General features: G+C 31.6%; 19 protein-coding genes, 6 tRNA genes and 1 pseudogene. 23 read left to right on the forward strand and 3 right to left on the reverse strand.

What is annotated here, in order from left to right:
- Positions 1-37: 37 nt before the first annotated feature.
- From BMY79_RS09255 to BMY79_RS09280, 6 genes are all read left to right on the forward strand, one after another.
- A tRNA-Gly gene (locus BMY79_RS09255) sits at positions 38-108 on the forward strand.
- Positions 109-132: 24 nt separating this feature from the next.
- Positions 133-206, forward strand: a tRNA-Arg gene (locus tag BMY79_RS09260).
- Between the two features lie 19 nt (positions 207-225).
- A tRNA-His gene (locus BMY79_RS09265) sits at positions 226-301 on the forward strand.
- A gap of 26 nt (positions 302-327) precedes the next feature.
- Positions 328-399, forward strand: a tRNA-Gln gene (locus BMY79_RS09270).
- A 6-nt stretch (positions 400-405) separates the two neighbouring features.
- A tRNA-Lys gene (locus tag BMY79_RS09275) sits at positions 406-478 on the forward strand.
- A gap of 87 nt (positions 479-565) precedes the next feature.
- A complete protein-coding gene (locus BMY79_RS09280) occupies positions 566-1507 on the forward strand; it encodes an N-acetyltransferase (RefSeq protein ID WP_022749536.1) in 942 nt (313 codons plus the stop codon).
- A 131-nt stretch (positions 1508-1638) separates the two neighbouring features.
- Here the strand turns inward: BMY79_RS09280 and BMY79_RS12200 are convergent, their stop codons facing one another.
- A complete protein-coding gene (locus tag BMY79_RS12200; RefSeq protein WP_074730809.1) occupies positions 1639-2499 on the reverse strand; it encodes a YARHG domain-containing protein in 861 nt (286 codons plus the stop codon).
- A 678-nt stretch (positions 2500-3177) separates the two neighbouring features.
- Between BMY79_RS12200 and BMY79_RS09290 the strand changes: the two genes are divergently transcribed.
- The 11 genes from BMY79_RS09290 (at position 3178) to BMY79_RS09340 (ending at position 14963) form a co-directional block, all read left to right on the forward strand.
- Positions 3178-4086, forward strand: coding sequence for an ABC transporter permease (locus BMY79_RS09290; RefSeq protein WP_074730810.1), 909 nt, complete (start codon positions 3178-3180; stop codon positions 4084-4086).
- Between the two features lie 35 nt (positions 4087-4121).
- Positions 4122-5201 carry an ABC transporter permease gene (locus BMY79_RS09295; RefSeq protein WP_022749532.1) on the forward strand — a complete coding sequence of 360 codons (1080 nt, stop codon included), beginning with the start codon at positions 4122-4124 and terminating at the stop codon, positions 5199-5201.
- 14 nt (positions 5202-5215) lie between these two features.
- A complete protein-coding gene (locus BMY79_RS09300) occupies positions 5216-6232 on the forward strand; it encodes an ABC transporter ATP-binding protein (RefSeq protein ID WP_022749531.1) in 1017 nt (338 codons plus the stop codon).
- A complete protein-coding gene (locus BMY79_RS09305; protein ID WP_022749529.1) occupies positions 6222-7265 on the forward strand; it encodes an ABC transporter ATP-binding protein in 1044 nt (347 codons plus the stop codon). The genes BMY79_RS09300 and BMY79_RS09305 overlap by 11 nt, the downstream gene beginning before the upstream one ends.
- Before the next feature lie 124 nt (positions 7266-7389).
- The gene (locus BMY79_RS09310) at positions 7390-9105 is read left to right on the forward strand and encodes a peptide ABC transporter substrate-binding protein (RefSeq protein ID WP_022749528.1); all 1716 of its coding nucleotides are present in this window, start codon (positions 7390-7392) and stop codon (positions 9103-9105) included.
- A gap of 241 nt (positions 9106-9346) precedes the next feature.
- A tRNA-Leu gene (locus BMY79_RS09315) sits at positions 9347-9426 on the forward strand.
- A 333-nt stretch (positions 9427-9759) separates the two neighbouring features.
- Positions 9760-10569 carry a septum site-determining protein MinC gene (minC, locus tag BMY79_RS09320; RefSeq protein WP_022749525.1) on the forward strand — a complete coding sequence of 270 codons (810 nt, stop codon included), beginning with the start codon at positions 9760-9762 and terminating at the stop codon, positions 10567-10569.
- 53 nt (positions 10570-10622) lie between these two features.
- Complete coding sequence (gene minD, locus BMY79_RS09325; protein ID WP_022749524.1) at positions 10623-11411, forward strand: septum site-determining protein MinD; 789 nt, start codon at positions 10623-10625, stop codon at positions 11409-11411.
- Positions 11412-11427: 16 nt separating this feature from the next.
- The gene (gene minE, locus BMY79_RS09330) at positions 11428-11703 is read left to right on the forward strand and encodes a cell division topological specificity factor MinE (protein ID WP_022749523.1); all 276 of its coding nucleotides are present in this window, start codon (positions 11428-11430) and stop codon (positions 11701-11703) included.
- 243 nt (positions 11704-11946) lie between these two features.
- The gene (locus BMY79_RS09335) at positions 11947-14088 is read left to right on the forward strand and encodes a PTS sugar transporter subunit IIABC (RefSeq protein WP_022749521.1); all 2142 of its coding nucleotides are present in this window, start codon (positions 11947-11949) and stop codon (positions 14086-14088) included.
- 20 nt (positions 14089-14108) lie between these two features.
- Positions 14109-14963 carry a PRD domain-containing protein gene (locus BMY79_RS09340; protein WP_022749520.1) on the forward strand — a complete coding sequence of 285 codons (855 nt, stop codon included), beginning with the start codon at positions 14109-14111 and terminating at the stop codon, positions 14961-14963.
- Positions 14964-15088: 125 nt separating this feature from the next.
- Here BMY79_RS09340 and BMY79_RS09345 read toward each other — a convergent pair whose 3' ends face one another.
- Positions 15089-15379 (reverse strand): hypothetical protein, encoded by a 291-nt coding sequence (locus BMY79_RS09345; RefSeq protein WP_022749519.1) that lies wholly within the window; start codon positions 15377-15379, stop codon positions 15089-15091.
- A gap of 119 nt (positions 15380-15498) precedes the next feature.
- Between BMY79_RS09345 and BMY79_RS09350 the strand changes: the two genes are divergently transcribed.
- Both BMY79_RS09350 and BMY79_RS12645 read left to right on the forward strand, forming a co-directional pair.
- Positions 15499-16188 (forward strand): hypothetical protein, encoded by a 690-nt coding sequence (locus tag BMY79_RS09350; protein WP_074730811.1) that lies wholly within the window; start codon positions 15499-15501, stop codon positions 16186-16188.
- A gap of 67 nt (positions 16189-16255) precedes the next feature.
- Positions 16256-16429, forward strand: a pseudogene (locus tag BMY79_RS12645) (DUF1653 domain-containing protein); the annotation flags it as partial.
- A 613-nt stretch (positions 16430-17042) separates the two neighbouring features.
- Here the strand turns inward: BMY79_RS12645 and BMY79_RS09360 are convergent.
- A complete protein-coding gene (locus BMY79_RS09360) occupies positions 17043-17492 on the reverse strand; it encodes a CYTH domain-containing protein (RefSeq protein ID WP_022749514.1) in 450 nt (149 codons plus the stop codon).
- Positions 17493-17566: 74 nt separating this feature from the next.
- Here BMY79_RS09360 and BMY79_RS09365 point away from each other — a divergent pair, with 74 nt between their 5' ends.
- The 4 genes from BMY79_RS09365 (at position 17567) to clpX (ending at position 21700) form a co-directional block, all read left to right on the forward strand.
- Positions 17567-18121, forward strand: coding sequence for a DJ-1 family glyoxalase III (locus BMY79_RS09365; protein ID WP_022749513.1), 555 nt, complete (start codon positions 17567-17569; stop codon positions 18119-18121).
- Positions 18122-18315: 194 nt separating this feature from the next.
- Complete coding sequence (gene tig, locus BMY79_RS09370) at positions 18316-19665, forward strand: trigger factor (protein ID WP_022749512.1); 1350 nt, start codon at positions 18316-18318, stop codon at positions 19663-19665.
- A 77-nt stretch (positions 19666-19742) separates the two neighbouring features.
- Positions 19743-20327 (forward strand): ATP-dependent Clp endopeptidase proteolytic subunit ClpP, encoded by a 585-nt coding sequence (gene clpP / locus BMY79_RS09375; RefSeq protein WP_022749510.1) that lies wholly within the window; start codon positions 19743-19745, stop codon positions 20325-20327.
- Between the two features lie 110 nt (positions 20328-20437).
- Positions 20438-21700, forward strand: a complete 1263-nt coding sequence (gene clpX, locus BMY79_RS09380; RefSeq protein ID WP_022749509.1) for an ATP-dependent Clp protease ATP-binding subunit ClpX — start codon at positions 20438-20440, stop codon at positions 21698-21700.
- The last annotated feature ends 39 nt before the right edge of the window (positions 21701-21739 follow it).

The following is a 21739-nucleotide window of genomic DNA, read 5'->3' on the forward strand; positions in this document are numbered from 1 at the left end:
AGGAGGTCGCAGGTTCGAATCCTGTCACCCCGACTCTGCGGGTGTAGTTCAATGGTAGAACACCAGCCTTCCAAGCTGGATACGTGGGTTCGATTCCCATCACCCGCTTAACTATGAGAAATAGTTAGGTATGTGTTCGTAGCTCAGCTGGATAGAGCAACGGCCTTCTAAGCCGTGGGTCGGGGGTTCGAATCCCTTCGAGCACATTTGATACTAAGTTATCATGGTGGGTATAGCACAGCTGGTTAGCGCGTCGGATTGTGGTTCCGAAGGTCGTGGGTTCGAACCCCACTTCCCACCTTAAGTTACGAATGTAACTACAAACATAGGGCTATCGCCAAGCGGTAAGGCACAGGATTTTGATTCCTGCATTCGCTGGTTCGAATCCAGCTAGCCCTGTTATATGGGATATTAGCTCAGTTGGTAGAGCACTTGACTTTTAATCAAGTTGTCCGGGGTTCGAATCCCCGATGTCTCATTTTTTAAGTCACGCTGTAGGGTGTGACTTTTTTTTTACTTAAAAACAAATGACAGATTATGAAAGGCAAAAGCAAGGTGAATAATAATGGATTGTACAATTTATAATAGTAAAATTGTTTTACAAGATGAAGATGGCCAGGTAATAGCTGGAATTGAATTCCCAAGAGTAAAAAGTAATGTTTGTAAAATAAACAAGGTTTATAGTGCAAAAGAAAAAAATGGTAAAGATTATATAGACACATTAATGAGAAAAGCAGTAAGACATTTTAGATCGCAGAAAATAGAAGTCTTATTAGATAACAATTACGCAAAAAGATGGTTTGAATCGCATCCTGAAATGCAAGATGTTTTAGCTGCACAAGCATTAAATGGTGATAGTTCGAATAAGCAAAAAACAAAGAAAAATACAACTACTAAGACGAAGAAAAAAACTAAGTATGTAACAAAAAATAAAAAGCAAAGAGATAATTCTAACGATGATAATTATAGCAACAGGGGGACAGGAATGAAATCTTTTGAAGAAAATGCGGGAAAAACTGCAAATTTAGGATTGAAGTTAATTTGTAGAGTTCTTCAGATTTTATCAGCTGTTGCACTTGTAGCTGTTTGCATTATGTTTAGTTATGTAGCGGTTGGTAAAGTTACATATTTTGGAGATCCTTTAGATCCTAATAATAAGAGTGCAATTGCATTTTTAGGAGCATGTGGGTTATTCTTGATTTTCTGTTTGATTGAATTTAATTGGATTTTATCAAGACCAAGATTTGCAAATAATGGTAGAGTAGTTAGATTAGATGTAGGACGTGGAGTATTCGTATTTGTTTTATTCATTATAATGGCATTTGCATCATCATTTATTGTTGATAAAAGTGTATTGTTAGATCAGTCGGCTAATATGGATGTAAAGAGTATAAAAGATGGAATTGTTTTATTTATAAAATGTTATGGTGTGAATTCTGATAACATAACAAAAATATCTGTTATAGGTTTGATTATGTGTATTATTAGAAGATTTATCGGAAGATAAAATAATAAGAATAAAAGCATTATTAAATATTAGATAAAGTTTTAAAAGGTACCCTCTTTACTGGAAAGACCAGTAAGGAGGGCTTTTTAAAATTTTACATTTATTTTTAACATCTAATTATTTTACAAAACCTAATCTTTTGCATTTTTTTCTAATTCAAGTATAAATTTTATATTTTTTCTTTCATAATCGTTTAAAACACTTTCATCAAAATCTTGACTATATGTTGTTGGAATATACCATGTAAGAGTTATAAAATAATTAAATAATTTTTGGTCATTAAAAATATAGCCATGGCGAGCATATATTTCATTTCGTAATATTTTTAAAACGGTCTTTGAAGCACCCTCAAAATCTTTATTAGTATATAATCGTTTATCTATATCACCATTAATTGGATCAGTAACAGATCCGATGTCTCTTATTTCTAGAACATCTTCACAGTATCTATTCATAAGTTTATAATAAGAATCTTCTGTAGCAAGAGCTTTACGGATTGCTGTTTGCTCGATAAATTCATTATTATCGAATTCGCCATCTGATTGAGTTATTTTCTTTAGCTTGTTGAAAGGTATAGTGAATTTGGATTTCTGTTGTGAATTTGTCTGGTTTTCTTTTTTTACGGTCTCTTTTTTAGAGTCTTTGTTTGATGAATTATCGTTATTCTTATTGTTGTTATTACTATTGTTCTTATTGTTGTTATTACTATTGTTCTTATTGTTGTTGTTATTATTATTGTTGTTATTATTTGAGTTATCATTATTTTGAATATCATTCTTATTTGAGTCATTATTTGATTCACTGTTACTTGAATTATTATTGCTTGAATCATTGCTATTATTTGATTCTTTGAGTGAAACATCATCTTTTTGAGTAGTATTATTAGAAGTATTATTATTGGTTGATCCACATCCAAGAACAGTGATTGAGCATAAGACTAATGAACTAAAGATTAATAAATGTTTTTTGATATTTATAAAAATCACCTCCATATAGATAAAAACTCTATAAAATAAACTTAGAGAAATAACAGGTTATATATGTTACGACTGATTATAGAGTTACACACTATACTATTTAAGAGCATAACTACTATGGTATTTATCGGATAAAGAGCTGAAGAAAATTATATGCAATTTTTAGTTTCCACTAAATAAAAAAAATAAATGATGCTAATATAACTACAGGATATATTAAGAAAACTTATATATACAAAAAACTGTTCACTAGTGAAAGACATTTGTACGCCCACAAAATAAAAAAATATAAAAATTTTTTTTAGGAAACTAAATTAAACTTTATATTGTTTGTTGCTTTTAATAAAAACGGAATATGACTAAAATTTACTGAAAATACACCTTTTTTAAACCTGTATGCAATAATGCTTAGATACAATAAGGGAAACAAAATGAAATTACGCAATCTTTTCAAGGGTTTTTGCGTATTGTCAGACTAATATTTAATGCTTTAAAATGTTGACAAATTGAATAATCATAGTATAATTACACTCAGAGAAAGATAGTTTTAATTAATAAAATTGGTACAAAGGCGTACACAGGGTGACATGATGTGAACCTGTGCATTTTTTATATATTTGTAATCAATTAATTATTATCTTAAAGCATCGATAAACATTTCAATATATATTAGGAATAGGAGTGAATATATTAATGATTTATACTTTGAAAAGAGTATTACTTGCAATAGTTTCCATTGTTATTGTTAGTACGATTACTTTTTTTGCAATGGAAATGGTTCCAGGTGGTCCGTTTAATAAGGAAAAGGCAACAGATCCTGCGACATTAAAAAAATTAGAGGCAAAATATGGTCTTGATCAACCAATACCAGTACAGTATGCAAATTATATGGTTAAGTTTTGCCAAGGAGATTTAGGAGTTTCATTAAAAACAGGAAGAGAGATTGCTCCTGATCTTGCATCGAAATTTAAAGTGTCTGCAACACTTGGTTCAATAGCGGCTGTAATCGCAATTATCGCTGGAATCATTTTAGGAAGTATAGCAGCATTAAATAGAAATAAATTACCAGACAGATTGATAGTATTCTTTACAACGTTAGGTACGGCGATGCCGTCGTTTGTGTTGGCGACATTGTTATTATGGTTCTTCTGTCAGGAATTAAATCTTGTACCAGCGTGGTCAAAAGATTCACCTAATTATGTATTACCAGTAATTGCTTTATGTGTTTATCCAATGGCATACATTACACGTTTGACAAAAACAAGTATGTTAGATGTTTTAGGACAGGATTATATTAGAACTGCAAAAGCAAAAGGCGTTAGAAAAAATAAGATAATATATGTACATGCCTTGAAAAATGCATTGATTCCAGTTATTACATATGTAGGACCAATGGTAGCATATATTTTAACAGGTTCAATGGTTGTAGAAAATATTTTTACAATTGGTGGTTTAGGATCTTCTTTTGTATCTGCAATTGTTAACCAGGATTATACTATGATTATGGCATTGACTATTTTCTTAGCAGTATTAATGGTTGTAGCAAATATGATTACAGATATTATTTACAAATTAGTAGATCCAAGAATTGAGTTTAATTAAAATACCAAGTTTAGAAAGGTTAGGTACGAATTATTATGGAACAGTTTAAGAAAAGACAGTTCTTATCTTCACAAATAGATTTAAGTAAATTTAATGCGGATAGTTTTAAAAAAGCAACAGATGATGAAAAAAAACAGCAAGATGTAATGGGTGAGTCTACTACCTTCTTTAAAGATGGTATGAAGAGATTAAAAAAGAACCCTCTTGCAATGGGTAGTGTTATTGTTTTACTTTTATTAGTAGTAATTATTTTTGTTGCACCATTAATTTGTCCTTATTCATATTCTGCATTTACACAAATTGATGGTCGAAGAGATGGTACAGCTACAAATTTAGCTCCTTTTGAGTATTCAATGAGAGAGCAGGAATATATGGATAAAACTGGCAAGAGTTTATTCCCACATATTTGTGGAACAGATAACTTAGGTAGAGATTATTTTATCAGAGTTATTTATGGTACTAGAGTATCACTTGCAGTTGGATTTGTATCAGCATTCATGGTATTAATTATTGGACTTTTATACGGTGCAATTGCAGGATATTTTGGTGGAACAGTTGATTTGATTATGATGAGAATAGTTGATATTATCTATTCTTTACCAGATATGCTTATTATTATTCTTTTATCAGTAGTATTGACTCAGAGATTAGAGCCATTATTAGTTGGAACAGTTTTTGCAAAATTAGGAACTAATATGATTTCTATGTTCTTAGTATTTGCTCTATTATACTGGGTAGGTATGGCTCGATTAATTAGAGGTCAGATTTTGGCAATTAAGAACAATGAATATGTTTTAGCGGCTAGATGTATTGGTACAAAAAATTCAAGAATTTTAAGAAAACACATTTTACCTAACTGCTTATCAGTTATTATTATTACAACAGCATTACAGGTTCCAAGTGCAATTTTTACAGAGAGCTATTTAAGTTTCTTAGGTTTAGGTATTTCTGCACCATTGCCATCGCTAGGAAGTTTAGCAAATGATGCAAGATCGTCATTATTGTCTTATCCAGAGAGATTAGTAGTTCCAGCGATTGTTATTTGTTTAATAGTATTAGCACTTAACTTAATTGGTGATGGATTACGTGATGCATTTGATTCAAAATTGAATTAAGGAGATTAGGAAGAATGAGTATGGAAAATAAAAATTTATTAGAAGTAAAAGATCTTCACACTAGTTTTTTTACAGATGCAGGTGAGGTGTGTGCTGTAAATGGTGTTTCATTTAATTTAGAGCCGGGCAAAACAATTGGTATTGTAGGTGAGTCTGGTTCAGGTAAGTCAGTTACATCTTACTCAATACTTAGAATTTTAGCTGATGCTGGTAAAATTACTAGCGGGGAAGTGTTATATAAAGGCGAAGATATTACAAAATGGCCTGAAGATAAAATGCAGAAGTTTAGAGGTGAAAAAATCTCTATAATTTTCCAAGATCCTATGACAAGTTTAAATCCTGTTTTTACAATTGGATATCAGTTAGAGGAAGCAATTTTATTACATACAGATAAAACAAAAGATGAGGCTACAAAAAGAGCAATTGAAATGCTTACATTAGTTGGTGTTAATGAACCAGCATCTAGAATGAAACAGTATCCACACGAGTTATCAGGTGGTATGAGACAGCGTGTTATGATTGCAATGGCACTTTGTTGTGAACCAGATATCTTGATTGCGGATGAGCCTACAACAGCACTTGATGTTACTATTCAAGCTCAGATTCTTGAACTTATGAAAAAACTTCAAGACGAATTAGGAATGGCTATTATTATGGTTACTCATGACTTAGGTGTTATTGCATCAATGTGTGATGAAATCATGGTAATGTATGGTGGTAGAGTATGTGAGCGAGGAACAGCAGATGATATTTTCTACAATCCAAGCCATGAATATACTAAAGGATTATTACGCTCTATTCCTAGAGTTGAAAATATGAATGAAAAATTAGTACCAATCGGTGGTACACCGATCAACTTATTAAATATGCCAGAAGGATGTGCTTTTTGCCCAAGATGTGAAGAAGCAATGAAGGTATGTTTAAAAGAAAAACCTGATGAAATCGAAATTGGCGAAGGTCATTTCGCAAGTTGTTGGATGAATGTAAAGAAAATGTATGAAGCACAGGAGGAAGCAAAAAATGAGCAATAATGACGAATATATCTTAAAGGTCGAGCATCTAAAACAATACTTCCCTGTGAAAAAAGGTTTAAAGAAAATGCAGCTTAAGGCTGTTGATGATGTTTCTTTTGCTATTAAACCAGGTGAGACATTAGGTTTAGTAGGAGAATCTGGTTGTGGTAAAACAACAGTTGGTCGTACATTATTAAGACTTTATGAGCCAACAGCAGGTAAGATTACATTTAATGGTGAAGTTATTTTTGATACTGGAGAGCAGTATGATGAAAATGGTAAGGTTATTGTTGATGCATCAGGAAAACCTGTTTTGGGTAAGAAAATCGATAAGAAAATGTTACCATACAGAAAAGAAATGCAGATGGTTTTCCAGGATCCATATTCTTCATTAAATCCAAGAATGACAGTAGAAGACATTATTGGAGAACCTCTTGATGTTCATGGATTATACAACACAAAAGAAGAAAGAAGAGAAAAAATTCTTGAACTTATGGAACTTGTAGGTCTTAATGCTGAACATGCAATGCGTTATGCACATGAATTTTCAGGTGGACAAAGACAAAGAATCGGTATTGCAAGAGCTTTAGCAGTTAATCCGAAATTTATTGTATGTGATGAGGCAGTATCTGCTCTTGATGTTTCAATTCAGGCCCAGGTAATTAATATGTTTGAAGAATTACAGAAAAAATTAGGTGTAGCATATTTATTTATTGCACATGATTTATTAGTAGTTCGCCATATTTCAGATAGAATTGCAGTTATGTATTTAGGAAAAATAATGGAAATTGCTGATGCAGATGAATTAAATGAAAATCCAATTCATCCATATACATTAAGCTTGTTGTCAGCAGTTCCAATTCCTGATCCTGAGACAGCAAGAAAGAGCCAGAGAATTGTTTTAGAGGGAGATGTTCCTAGCCCATTAAGAATGCCTACAGGTTGTCCATTCAGAACAAGATGTAGATATGCGACAGAAAAATGTGCACAGGAAAGACCAATTCTAACAGATAGAGGAAATGGCCACATGGTTGCATGTTGGAATAAATAATTAATTGCAAAATATTAAAATGTTTTGCTAAAAGCTAATTTTATAATTAGACGGTGGAAGAGTTTTTTAATTAGGTAACCCCCCAACAAAAGGGTTAAAATAAAAAAAATAGGAGGATTTTATTATGAAAAAGAGACTAGTATCATTACTACTCGTTGCGTCAATGGCGTTTGGCTTATGCGCATGTGGATCTAGATCTTCAAATGGAGGAAAGTCTTCAAGCTCAGCTAAAGCAACAAAAGTGAACACAGAAACAGACACTTTATTTGTTAATCTTGCTTCAGAACCTGCTTATTTAGATCCAGCTTTAAATAGTTCTGTTGACGGAGGATGCTTAGCAGTTAACTCATTCGTAGGACTTTACACATATGACAAAAACAAAAAATTAGTTCCTGCAATCGCAACAGGAATGCCAAAAGTATCTAAGGATCAATTAACTTATAAAATTAAGTTAAACAAAACAAAATGGAGTAATGGTGAACCATTAACAGCTAATGATTTCGTATATAGCTGGAACAGAGTTATTAATAAGGATACAGGAGCAGATTACGCTTATTTATTCGATGTTATTGCTAAAAAAGCAGATGGAACATTAGATGTTACAGCAGATAACGATTATGAACTTACAATTAAATTAGCAAGTCCATGTCCATATTTTAATGATTTATTAGCTTTCCCTACATACTTACCTGTATATCAAAAAGGTGTAGAAGCTGCTGGTGGAACAGAACCAGGTAAGTGGGCACAGAATCCAGGATTCGTATGTAATGGTGCATATAAACTTGAAAAATGGAAACACAACGAAAGCATGGAATACGTTAAAAACGATAATTTCTATGATGCAAAAAATGTAAAAGTATCTAAATTAAGCTTCATGTTAAGTGCTGATCCAACAGCATCTTATACAGCTTATAATAGTGGTAACGTTGATTTTATCGATGATGTACCTACAGCTGAAATTAAAACAGTTAAAAACAGCAAAGAATTCCATTGTGTAGATCAATTAGGTACATATTATGCTTGCTTTAATGTAGGTGCTGATTTATTCAAAGATATGAGCCCAGCTAAAGCAGCTAAATTTAGAAAAGCTATTTCGATTTTAATTGATAGACAGTATATCGTTGATTCAGTTGGACAAACAGGACAAAAACCTGCTGATTCATTCGTACCATATGGTATGTCAGATGGTAATGGTAAAACATTTAAAACAAGCAAAGATTCATACTATGACCTTGATAAAACTGGTCAACAGGGTGTTGAAAAGGCTAAAAAATTATTAGAAGAATGTGGATATAAATTCACAAAGAAATCAGACGGAAATTACAAAGTTTCTCCAGCAATCTCACTTCCATACCTTGTAAATGAAGGTGGCGGACACAAACAGATTGCTGAATGTATGCAACAGGATTTAGCTAGACTTGGTATTGAAATGACAATCAAATCAGAAGATTGGAATGTATTCTTACAGGATCGTAAAGACGGTAAATTTACATTTGCAAGAGAAGGTTGGATTGCAGATTTCAATGACCCAATTAATATGTTAGAATTATTTAGCTCTAAATCAGGTAACAACGATGCACAGTTAGGTAAAACAGATGCAAAATCTGCTCCTGATTGGAAAGAATATGATGAGTTAATTGAAAAAGTTCTTAGAGAAAAAGACTTTGCAAAACGTGCAAAATTATTACACAAAGCAGAAAAAATGTTAATGGATACAAATGCAGTTATTCCACTTTATTTCTATAATGACGTTTACATGCAAAAAACAAATGTATCAGGTATTTATTCAACAGTATTTGGTATGAAATACTTTATGTATGCAACAAAGTCAGCTAAATAATGAGGAAAGCTCATTGGAAGAAGTAATCAAAAAGTTCGAAGTTTAATATAAATATTTTCTATTCAAAGGACCATGTATGAAATATTAGATCTATACATGGTCCTATGTATTTTTATCAGATAAGATATAAAATAAAAAAAGTAAAAAAATAAAAAAATATAAAAAAATATAAAAAAACACTTGCATTTATAAAAAGTATATAGTATACTTTAGTAGTCGCTTGGCGATGAAGTAAATATGCGCGGGTGTGGCGGAATTGGCAGACGCGCCAGATTTAGGTTCTGGTGGGAGACCGTGCAGGTTCAAGTCCTGTCACCCGCATAGTTAAGAGAAACACAGAATTGAGACATCTCAGTTTTGTGTTTTTTTGTTTTATAGAGAGTTTTATAATTGATTGCAATATCTAATTAAAATGCTAGGAAAATATAAGCTAGAAACAAGTAAAAAAAGAAAGAAAAAAAAGAAAGAAAAATAAGAATATATAAAAAAAGTTTGTCGGCAGTACTTATGAAAAAATTAATATTTTTTATAAAAAATTTTGATTTTTTCATAATATATGATAATATAAATATATATGTTTTAAATGTCTCAAAGCATGTTTTAGAATATGTATGTTTATAACGCAGACAAAAAAATGACATGGAGGATACTAGATTGCAGACGGTAAAAATTAAGAGTAACAGATATGGTATCAACCTTGTATTAGATGAACATGTGGCTTTTGAGGAGCTTTTAAAAGATGTGCAGATAAAATTTGAAGAGGCAGCCAAATTTTTTCAAAATGCGAGTATGGCACTTGAATTTGAAGGAAGAAAACTTTCTAAGGATGAAGAAAATCAAATTTTAGCTGTAATAGAAAAGACATCTGCTATTAACATAGTATGCGTTGTTGATAGAGATGAATCTAAAGAAGCTCTGTATAGACAGCACGTAGAAGAGGCAATAGGACAAGCTAGAATGTCTATTAATCAAAGTCAACCTAGACATTCTGCAACTAAATTACAGGCTGATAAAGGGGTTATTTCAAAAGTTTCACAAAGTGAATCAGAAGGTGAGTTAAATCAAATAGAAAGGGCAGAAGGCTTTTACAGAGGGACATTACGCTCAGGACAAGTTCTAGAGAGTCAAAGCGGAGTTGTTATAATTGGTGATGTAAATCCAGGGGCAAAAGTTATTTCATATGGAAATATTGTAATATTAGGTGCTCTTAAGGGTGTAGCATTTGCTGGTGCAGGCGGTGATGATGAATGTGTAATTGTCGCATTGGACATGAAACCATTGCAGGTACAAATAAGTAACATTTTAGCTAAGAGTCCAGATGAACAGAAACCACGTAGAAGAGGACGACCTAGGAAAAAACCAAAAGAAGTACCATATGATCCACAGATTGCTTTTGCAAAAAATGGAAACATCTACATTGAATCAATTTCAAGGGATGTTATTAAATCACTATTAAGTGATTGATGTTTAAAAGTTATATTATTAATAATAACAACACGATTTAGGAGGGAATTCGCATGGGCGAGGTTATCGTTATTACTTCAGGAAAGGGTGGAGTAGGTAAAACAACAACTACAGCAAATGTAGGAACAGGATTAGCACAACTTAATAAAAAAGTTGTTTTAATAGATACAGATATAGGATTACGTAACTTGGATGTAGTTATGGGACTAGAAAACAGAATAGTATATAACTTGGTTGATGTAGTAGAAGGAAATTGTAAAGTAAAACAAGCTTTAATTAAAGATAAAAAGCATCCAAATTTATTTTTATTACCATCAGCTCAGACAAGAGATAAAACTTCAGTTGCTCCAGAGCAAATGAGAAAACTTACAGATGAATTAAAAGAAGAATTCGATTATGTATTATTAGATTGTCCAGCAGGTATAGAACAAGGATTTATGAATGCAATTGCAGGTGCAGATAGAGCTTTAGTAGTTACCACACCTGAAGTATCTGCCATCAGAGATGCAGATAGAATTATTGGCTTATTAGAAGCTAATGAAATCAAACAATCTCATTTAGTTGTAAATAGAGTAAGAATGGATATGGTTTCTAGGGGAGATATGATGTCCGTTGATGATGTTTGTGAGATTTTAGCAATTCCATTAATTGGAGCTGTTCCAGATGATGAGAATATTGTAATTTCTACTAACCAAGGAGAACCATTAGTTGGATCTGATTGCTTGGCTGGACAGGCTTATTCAAATATTTGTAAGAGAATTTTAGGGGAAGAAGTACCATTCCTTGATTTATCAGAATCAAAAGGAGTGTTTGGTAAATTAAAAGGTTTATTTCATAAATAATTAGGAGGTGGCTATTATGGCTTTAGCAGATCTTTTTAGAAAAAAGAGCTCAGGAAATGTAGCAAAAGATCGTTTGAAATTTGTATTGGTTTCGGATCGTGCCAATTGTTCACCAGATACTATGAAACTTCTTCGCGATGACATTATAAAGGTGATATCAAAATATATGGAAATCGATCCAGAAGGGTTAGATATTCAAATTACTGAGACTGAATCAGAAAATCGAAATGGTAGAGTACCAGCATTATATGCTAATATTCCAATAAGAGATATGAGACATTCTAGTAGATAATTTAAAGACCATTTTTGCATATGTTTTATGAACATTGCAAGGATGGTCTTTTGTGTAAAATAATGTATTAGTTATTGAAAAATGCGAATATAACGTGATTGACCGTCTAAAAAAATGATGATATAATAGGCGTTAGTTTGAATGATAGAAGAACGTGAAGAAGCATTTGTTGTTTGATTAGAGGGGACTAATATCAGCGGATGCTATTTTTATACTATAATTAAGAGTTGGAATTAAAGGAAAATGAAGGATAAGATATTTGAAATATTTCAAAGAATCGGTCATAGTTTTATGATACCGATTGCCATTTTACCAATAGTTGGATGTTTGTTAGGAATTGGAAGTTCTTTTACAAATCAGTCAACGATTGAATTGTATCATTTGCAAGGCATACTAGGAAAGGGACATTTTTTATATAGCGTATTTTTTACGATAAAAAATGTTTCTAAAATTATATTTGATAACATTCCTATGATATTTGCAGTAGGTGTAGCAAGTGGAATGGCTAAAAAACAAAAAGAAGTTGCAGCATTCTCGGCAATGATTTCATATTTTGTTATGAATAGTACGATTAGTTCGTTGCTTATATTGTATAATTATGTTGATAAAAATGGCATACAATCAGATTTGGTGTTAAAGGGTGCAATAGATACAGTTTGCGGTGTTACGACTTTACAAACAGGCGTGTTTGGTGGTGTGATTGTAGGGCTAGGAGTTGCAGCATTACATAATCGATTTTATAAGATTAAATTACCGAATGCTATATCATTTTTTGGAGGAACCCGTTTTATTCCTATAATATCGACAATAACGTATTTTTTTGTAGGTGTTTTCTTGTTTTTTACTTGGCCTATTGTACAATTGGTAATTGTAAAAATTGGTCAAATTATAACAAAAAGCAGTTATTTTGGAACGTTGTTATTTGGTGTGATTAAAAGATTGTTGATACCGTTAGGATTGCATCATATTTTTTATATTCCGTTTTGGCAAACGGCACTTGGAGGAACAGTTAAAGTTGGCGGAAAATGGGTATCAGGCGCACAGAATATCTTTTTTGCACAATTATTAGATTTGAATCATGTAAGTAAATTTAGTGTTGATGCGACAAGATTTTTTAGTGGTGAATACATTTTTATGATGTTTGGTTTGCCAGGAGCAGCGTTGGCTATATACCAATGTGCTAAGAAGGAAAATAAAGAAAAAGTTGCTGGAATTATGATTTCAGCAGCAGTTGCTTCTATTGTTACCGGAATTACAGAACCAATAGAATTTGCATTTTTATTTGTTGCTCCAGTTTTGTTTGGTATTCATGTTGTGCTTGCGGGAAGTGCTTATGTAGTTGCACAACTTTTACATATAACGATAAGTTTTACATTTTCAGCGGGATTAATTGATTTTGTTTTATTTGGAATATTACCAGGTAATTCAAGAACAAACTGGATACTAGTTATACCAGTTGGAATGGTTTATTTTGTTTTGTACAATCAAATTTTTAAATTTGTTATATTAAAGTTTGATATAAAAACAATGGGCCGAGAAGATCAAGAGATGAAAGATAGATATAAGTATAGTCAGGATTTTTCTGATGAGGTAAGAGTTTTTGAAATTACTCAAACAAAAGAAATTGTAGCTGCACTTGGTGGCAAGAAAAATATAGTAAATTTGGATTGTTGTGCAACAAGATTACGCGTTAATATTGTAAAAACAAAGTTATTAAATAAGAGTTTATTAAAACAAACTGGCGCCACAGGTGTTGTTTTAAAAGGAAAAAGTGTTCAAATTATATATGGACCTAGGGTTGCTACAATAAAGACAGATATTGAGGAATATCTAGAAAATTGTCAGAATATAGAAGTTGATACGACTGATATTAATGATGAAATACAAGAGAAAAAGCAAAAGAATATAAATAAAAAACCATCAAAGATTGTAACTATTTTAAGTCCGTTTGAAGGTGAAGCAGCAGATTTATCAAATTGTTTAGATGAAGCATTTGCGCAAGGCATGATGGGAGAGGGCGCAATTGTGACGCCGGAAAAGGAATATGTTTATGCGCCAGACGACGGAGTTGTTGGATTTGTATTTGATACAAATCATGCGATAGGTTTTTTGACCAATCAAGGAATTAGTTTGCTAATTCATATAGGAATAGATACAATAAAATTAGATGGAAAAGGAATTGAAATACTTGTTGATATAGGGCAAAAGGTTACAAAAGGTGAACCAATAATGAAATTAGATTTAGATTATTTAAAAATTAATGCAAAAACTATTTCGTCACCTATAATTTGTACCGATGTATCGGAAAATATGGAAGTTAAAAAAGTTGCATCAGGACATGTTAAAGTTTTAGAGCCGTTGTTTGATATTTATTATTACGGATAATAGGAAAATGGAGTATTGCTATGTTTAGGATAGAAAAAGTTTTAAACCACAATGCAGTAATTGCAGTTACCAAAGAAGATGAAAAAATAAAAGAATACCTTGTATTAGGAAAAGGAATTGGTTTTGGTAAAAAAGTAGCACAACAATTTGACATAAATTCTACAGATAGGATTTATTCGCTTGAAAAAACATCAAAAAGAGGTAGAGCAAAGGAAATGGTTAAGGCGATATCACCAATCTATCTCGAAATAGCCGGAGAAGTGTTAAAAGAAGCCGAAAAAAAATTCCAACATGTTGATAACAATATAGTTTTTCCGATGGCTGATCACATAGAATATGCTGTAAAAAGAATGAAAAATAGTGAGCAGATTAGCAATCCGCTGACCGACGATATTAGAGTGTTATTTTATTTAGAATACAAAATTGCCGAAGTCGCAAGAACGCTTCTTAAAGAACGATTAGATGTAATGATAGATGATGATGAAGTGGGCTATATTGCATTACATGTTCATTCGGCTATTCAAGGTGAGGATGTATCACAATCTATGCAGATTGCTAGTGCAGTAAGACAATGCGTTTCATTAATTGAAAAAGAAACACATACTACTATAAAAATTGAGTCATTATCATATAACAGAATGATGAATCATATACGCTATATGGTGGCTAGGGTTCTTAATAATGAACCAGTTAAATTAAATATGAATGACTATATAGCAAACACATATCCAGATTCATTTGCTATGGCAACAGTAATCTGTGAAAAATTAGGAAATAGCTTGGGAAAAAAATTAAATGAAGTTGAGATAGGCTATTTGGCCATGCATTTAGAGCGCGTGAAATGCGATATAAAGCAAGAAAGCGAAATGGCTTAATATTTCCACAGATACACAATAAAAGCTTTAAAAATGCGATTTTTTGAATAATTAATATAATAATCTGATAGGAATAAAACTTATATATTCCAAAGTTTATAAAAGTATGCAGTTGAGTAAAAATCTTATCTGCATATTTTTTTTTCTTTGAAATTTGGATGTTTTTCAAATTCGGAATTAATCCAATCTACTATGGCTTTTCTTCCGGCTTCATCAAAAGGTTCAATATGTTCAATAAAACTTTCTTTTGGAGCAAGCGAAAAAATATAAGGACCTTGCCAAACCCACGCATGAAAAATGTCTTCATCTTGTTCGTTTTTTTCTTTAGCAATCTTAAATCGCATATTTTGCATCCAACCAGTGAATGTTGTTTTTTTGTAATAATTTAAATTGAGTGCATCATCATAAGAGAGCATATTTAAACCTCCTAATATACAAATTTATTAAACTATTATATCATATTTTGCCAAAAAACGTGACACATATATCTAATATGTGATAAAATGACCATAGTATGACGAAAAAGGTGAGGGCAATGAGAACACAGTACGATAAAGAAATTAAAAAAATGAAAAAAGCCATGTACAGCAGCAAATGTGATAAATCAATAATTAAATCATGGATTAAATCTTACGAGAAAACACTAAAAAACAAGGACAAACTAATTATTTCTTATAGCCAAGCCAAAATAAACCTTAGAAAAATTGCTGAAGGTTTAAGACAGCTAGATCAGGTTTTATCAGATAGAAAAGAATGGAGTCCGGTTAAAGATAATCAATATGTTAATTTGATAACAATGCTTAAAGGATTAGAAAATGAGTATTATCATAAACTATTGATAGATGAAAATGATGCAAATTATAATACAAGATATCATAGTATGATAGAATTAGCATGTAAATATAACGATTTTTTGCATAATAGAAGACGAAAAGATGATAGTGTTATGCTGAAGAGCGAGGTAGAGAATTTGCTTAATTTGACAGATGAAAATTTAACAGATGAAGATTTGTCAGATTTTGAAGTTTCATATTTTTTAAGTAATAAAAAAATAGAAGACTTAGAGGGTCTTTCTGTAAAAGAGAAACAAGAATTGGTATCAAGAGTGTATAGAGTTGAATTCATAGGACCAATTAAAGGTGAAATTATTAAGATGTATGAGACAAATAACGAAGAAGGTGCAGAAGCTAAAGCACTAGAATTTATAGAACTAGTTACACAGTAAAGGAGGGGGTAATATGAGTAGACAAAGACCAAATAATGGGGAATTATACTATCACTTTAAGGGAAAAATGTATCAAGTAATAGGAGTAGCAACTCATTCTGAGACACGCGAGGAATTAGTTATTTATCAAGCATTATATGGTAATTTTAAAACATATGCGAGACCATTAGATATGTTCTTGAGTGAAGTAGATTCTTTGAAATACCCAGATGTAAAACAAAAATATAGATTTACAAGAGTAAATGTTGATGAGTTTGGTAATAAAATATTTGTAGAAGAAGATTTTGCAAATAAAACAAGTACAAACGAACAAGACCATGTAATTAAAATAGCTAAAGAGCCTGAATATAAAAGGGTTATTGATAATACTATAAAAACAAATAGTAACACTTTATTAGAAAATGAAGAACAAGTAGAAAAACCAAAAATAGAAGTGTCTACTAATTTTGTTGAAGAAAATCTAGATGAAAAATATAAAGAAGAAAAAGTCGTACCAAGAAGAAAATCTTCAGTATTTGATTTTAGTAAAAAAACAGAGGAAAAAGTTGAACAAGAATATGTTGTACCAGAAGGTGTAAATCCAAAATTAATCGAGTTTTTAGATTCAGACTCATATGAAGAAAGATATAATATTCTTGTGTCATTAAGAGATGAAATAACTGATAAGTTAGTTGATGATATTGCGGTTTCAATAGATGTTGTAATACCAGAAGGACCATTATGGCAGCGTTATGATGACTTGAAAAGTGCATTAAGATTACGACAAAAATATGAATTCGCGAACAGATTAAGAAGATAAAAAAATGCGAATACTACGATAAAGCAGTATTCGCGAGTATTTGTTTGCAGAAAAATTATAAGTTTTTTTGACTAAGTGTGCTGTTATGGTATTTATTAGAAAATGTTACATCTTCTCCAAACCATGTAGGAGGCACGAAATTATTTGCTTCTTCAACTGAAGCAAATTCAACTTCGACAAGTAATAATGAATTAAGTTTTCCATGGAAAACATCAAGTTCAGCAACTAAATTGTTTTCTAAAGGAATAAGGTATCTTGTTTTTTCTATAAGAATACCGTCAATTTTCGAAGAAAGTTGCTTATAAGCTTCTGCATTAAGAGGAAGGTTATATTCTTCCCTAGCCATTAATCCTTCACCCTTGTAGGTTAAGGTGTATTTGTCATTAGATTTACGAATTCTAACGACAGGAGATGTACATAAATATCCTTGAGATATTTCTTTTTTTTCAAAAGAAGATAAATCAAAAGGAATTTCAGATAATAAATATTTTTTTTCGATTTCCATGATATGCTCCTTTAGTCTTTATATATATGATTTTAGCAAAAAAATATTATTTTTTAAAGAAAGAGGGTAAAATTATGAGTAAAGTAGGAATTTTTATGGCGAATGGATGCGAAGAAATAGAAGGTTTAACAGTAGTAGATTTATTAAGAAGAGCTTCTATAGATGTTGAAATGATTGCTATAGGGGATTCTAAAACCATAGAAGGGTCACATGGAATTAAATTTGAAGCGGATAAATTAAAAACAGAAATTGATATTGATTCTTTTGATGGTGTGGTTTTACCAGGTGGAATGCCAGGAACTAAAAATTTAGAAGCAGATGAGTTTGTGCAAGAGACATTAAAGAAATTTAATGAAGAAAAGAAATTAATAGCTGCAATTTGTGCTGCACCAAGTGTGTTAGGTGGATTAGAACTTCTAAAAGGAAAAAAAGCAACATCATATCCAGGATTTGATATGAAAATGCCAGGAGCACTTTATTCAGAAGAAAATGTTGTTGTTGATGGCAACATTATAACAAGTAGAGGTGTAGGAACAGCTATTGAATTTGCATTAGAAATAACAAAGTATTTTGCTGATGAACAAACTAAAATTAATCTTGCAGAAAGTATTGTTTTTCAAGCAGTATAATTTAATAAAAAATCATAATTGCAAATTATAGATACCTATGATATAATGCATAAATGACTGTAGTGGTCGCAGTATGCCCATTTTACTGAGGTGACCACTTTAGAGATACTTCTGTGTTTAATCAGAAGGAAATGAGCGTTGAGAGCGGCTAGCCGCATCGATCTATGATATATTTAAGGAGGACAATAGTAATAATGAGTGTACAGGTCGAAAATTTAGAAAAGAATATGGCTAAACTTACTATTGAAGTTTCAGCTGAAGAATTAGAGAAAGCATTAGATACAGTATATAAAAGACAAAAGAATAGCATTAATATTCCAGGATTCCGTAAAGGAAAAGCTCCTAGAAGTGTAATTGAAAGAATGTATGGAAAAGAAGTATTCTTTGGAGATGCTTCTAACATCTTAATGCAGAATAATTATCCAGCAGCTGTTAAAGAAAGCGGATTAGATATCGTTTCTAGACCAGTTGTAGATGTTCAGCAGATGGAACAAGGTAAATCTTTCATTTTCACTGCAGAAGTAGCTGTAAGACCAGAAGTTACATTAGGAAAATACATGGGAGTTACAGTAACTAAGATCGATACAACAGTATCTGATGAAGAAGTTGCAGAAGAACTTGAGAACCAGAGAAACAAAAATGCAAGAACTGTAACAGTTACAGATCGTGCAATTGCTGAAAATGATACAGCTGTTATTGATTTCGAAGGATTTGTTGATGGCGAAGCTTTCGAAGGTGGAAAAGGAACAGATTACGAATTAGTAATCGGATCTCATTCTTTCATCGATACATTCGAAGATCAATTAGTTGGTAAAAATGTTGGAGATGACGTTGAAGTTAACGTTACATTCCCAGAGAAATATCAGGCTGAAGAATTAGCAGGTAAACCAGCATTATTTAAAGTAAAAGTTAAAGAAATCAAAGCAAAAGAACTTCCTGAATTAAACGATGAGTTTGCACAGGATGTATCTGAATTTGATACACTTGATGAATATAAAGAAGATATCAGAAAGAACTTAAAAGACAAAAAAGATAGCGAAGCTAGAAAAACAAAAGAAGACGAAGCTATCAAAAAAATCATTGATAAATCAAAAATGGAATTACCAGAAGCAATGATTGATACACAGTGTGAAACTATGGTTGAAGAATTTGCTCAGAGAATTCAACAGAGTGGATTATCAATGGATCAGTACTTACAGTTCTCTGGTATGACATTAGACAAATTAAAAGAGCAGGTTCGTCCAGAAGCTGTTTCAAGAATCCAGGGAAGCTTAGTATTAGAGCAAATTGCTAAAGAAGAAAACATTGAAGTATCAGATGACGATATCAATGCTGAAATCGAGAAAACAGCAAAAATGTACAACATGGAAGCTGATAAACTTAAAGAGTACATGTCAGATGATGACAAGAATTCTATGAGCAATCAGATTAAAATCCAGAAAGCTGTTGAATTAGTAATGGATAATATTAAAGAAAGAGCTAAAGCTAAAACAAAAAAAGAAAAAGAAGCTGAAGCTGCAGCAGCAGAAAAAGAATCTAAATAATTTTTAAATATAAGCTTAAGCAATAGACTGGTTCTAATGAACCGGTCTATTGGACTATAAAAAAGGAGGGATATTTTATGAGTTTAGTACCTTATGTCATTGAACAAACAAGTAGAGGCGAGAGAAATTACGACATTTATTCTCGATTATTAAAGGATAGAATTATATTTTTGGGTGAAGAGGTAAATGAAACTACAGCAAGTTTAGTTGTTGCTCAATTATTATTCCTTGAATCAGAGGATCCGGGAAAAGATATTCACTTATATATCAACTCTCCTGGTGGTATGGTAACTAGTGGAATGGCAATTTATGATACAATGCAATATATTAAATGTGATGTATCAACAATATGTATTGGATTAGCAGCTAGTATGGGAGCATTTTTATTAGCTGGTGGAGCAAAAGGAAAGAGATTTGCACTTCCTAATGCTGAAATTATGATTCACCAACCTTCAGGTGGAGCAAAGGGACAAGCAACAGAAATCGAAATTGCAGCAGAAAATATCCTTAAAACTAAGAAAAAGTTGAACGAAATTCTTGCAGAAAATACAGGAAAACCATATGAGCAAGTTGCAGCAGATACAGAGAGAGATCATTATATGACTGCACAAGAAGCATTAGAATATGGCTTAGTTGATGAGGTAATTACAACTAGAAAATAATAAGCAATATTGAATTTTGAGAGGGTACCCTAATTTTGAATTTAGGATGCCCTCGAAACGTTTATTGCATTTTAGATAAATTTTAAGAAGATATATTATGGAGAGGTAATATGGCAGGAAAGATGGATGATAAAATAAGATGTTCTTTCTGTGGAAAGACTCAAGATCAAGTTCATAGATTGATTTCAGGACCAAATGGTGCATTTATTTGCGATGAATGTATTGATATTTGTGCTGAAATATTAGATGAAGAGGGTTATGGCTCTAATGACCTTGGAATGAATGAAGTTTCTGAGGACATTAATTTATTAAAACCAGAAGAAATTAAAAGCTTTTTAGATGACTATGTAATTGGACAAGATAGAGCTAAAAAAGTATTATCAGTAGCTGTATATAACCATTATAAGAGAATCATGAATGGTAAGAAATTAGATGTTGAATTACAAAAAAGTAATGTGTTGATGCTTGGACCAACAGGTTCTGGTAAAACATTATTAGCGCAGACTTTAGCTAGAATTATTAACGTACCTTTTGCAATTGCTGATGCAACTTCATTAACTGAAGCTGGTTATGTAGGAGAAGATGTTGAGAATATTCTACTTAAATTAATTCAGGCAGCTGATTATGATATTGAAAGAGCACAATACGGTATTATTTATATCGATGAAATAGATAAAATTACAAAAAAATCAGAAAATCGTTCAATCACAAGAGATGTATCAGGAGAGGGCGTTCAGCAAGCGTTGCTTAAGATTTTAGAGGGTACAATTGCGTCAGTTCCTCCACAAGGTGGAAGAAAACATCCACAGCAGGAATTAATTCAAATTGATACAACTAATATTTTATTTATCTGTGGTGGAGCATTTGATGGATTAGAGAAGATTATTGAAACAAGAAAAGATGAATCAACAATAGGATTTAACGGATACTTAAAATCAAATACTAATTTATCAAGATCATTTAAGAGTGTTTTACCACAAGATTTTGTAAAATACGGATTAATTCCAGAGTTTATAGGTCGTGTACCTATAACAGTAGCTTTAGATGAACTAGATAAAGATGCTTTAGTAAAAATTATTACAGAACCAAAAAATTCACTTACAAAACAATATCAGAAATTATTTGAACTAGATGATGTTGAATTGACATTTGATAAGGATGCGATTGATGAAATTGCAGAAGCATCAATAAAAAGAGCAACAGGTGCACGTGGCTTGAGAGCGATTATGGAAAATATTATGTTAGATATCATGTATAAGATACCATCAGATGATTCTATAAAAAAATATAATATTACAAAAGAGATTGTTGATAAGAAATTAAAGGAATCAAGCCAAGAAGAACCAAAATTTTTATTAAAAAAGACATCTTAAGAATGAATTGAAATACAAGAGGGGGTTCAAATAATGAAT

The organism is Lachnobacterium bovis, from assembly GCF_900111325.1.
GTDB lineage: Bacteria > Bacillota > Clostridia > Lachnospirales > Lachnospiraceae > Roseburia > Roseburia bovis_A.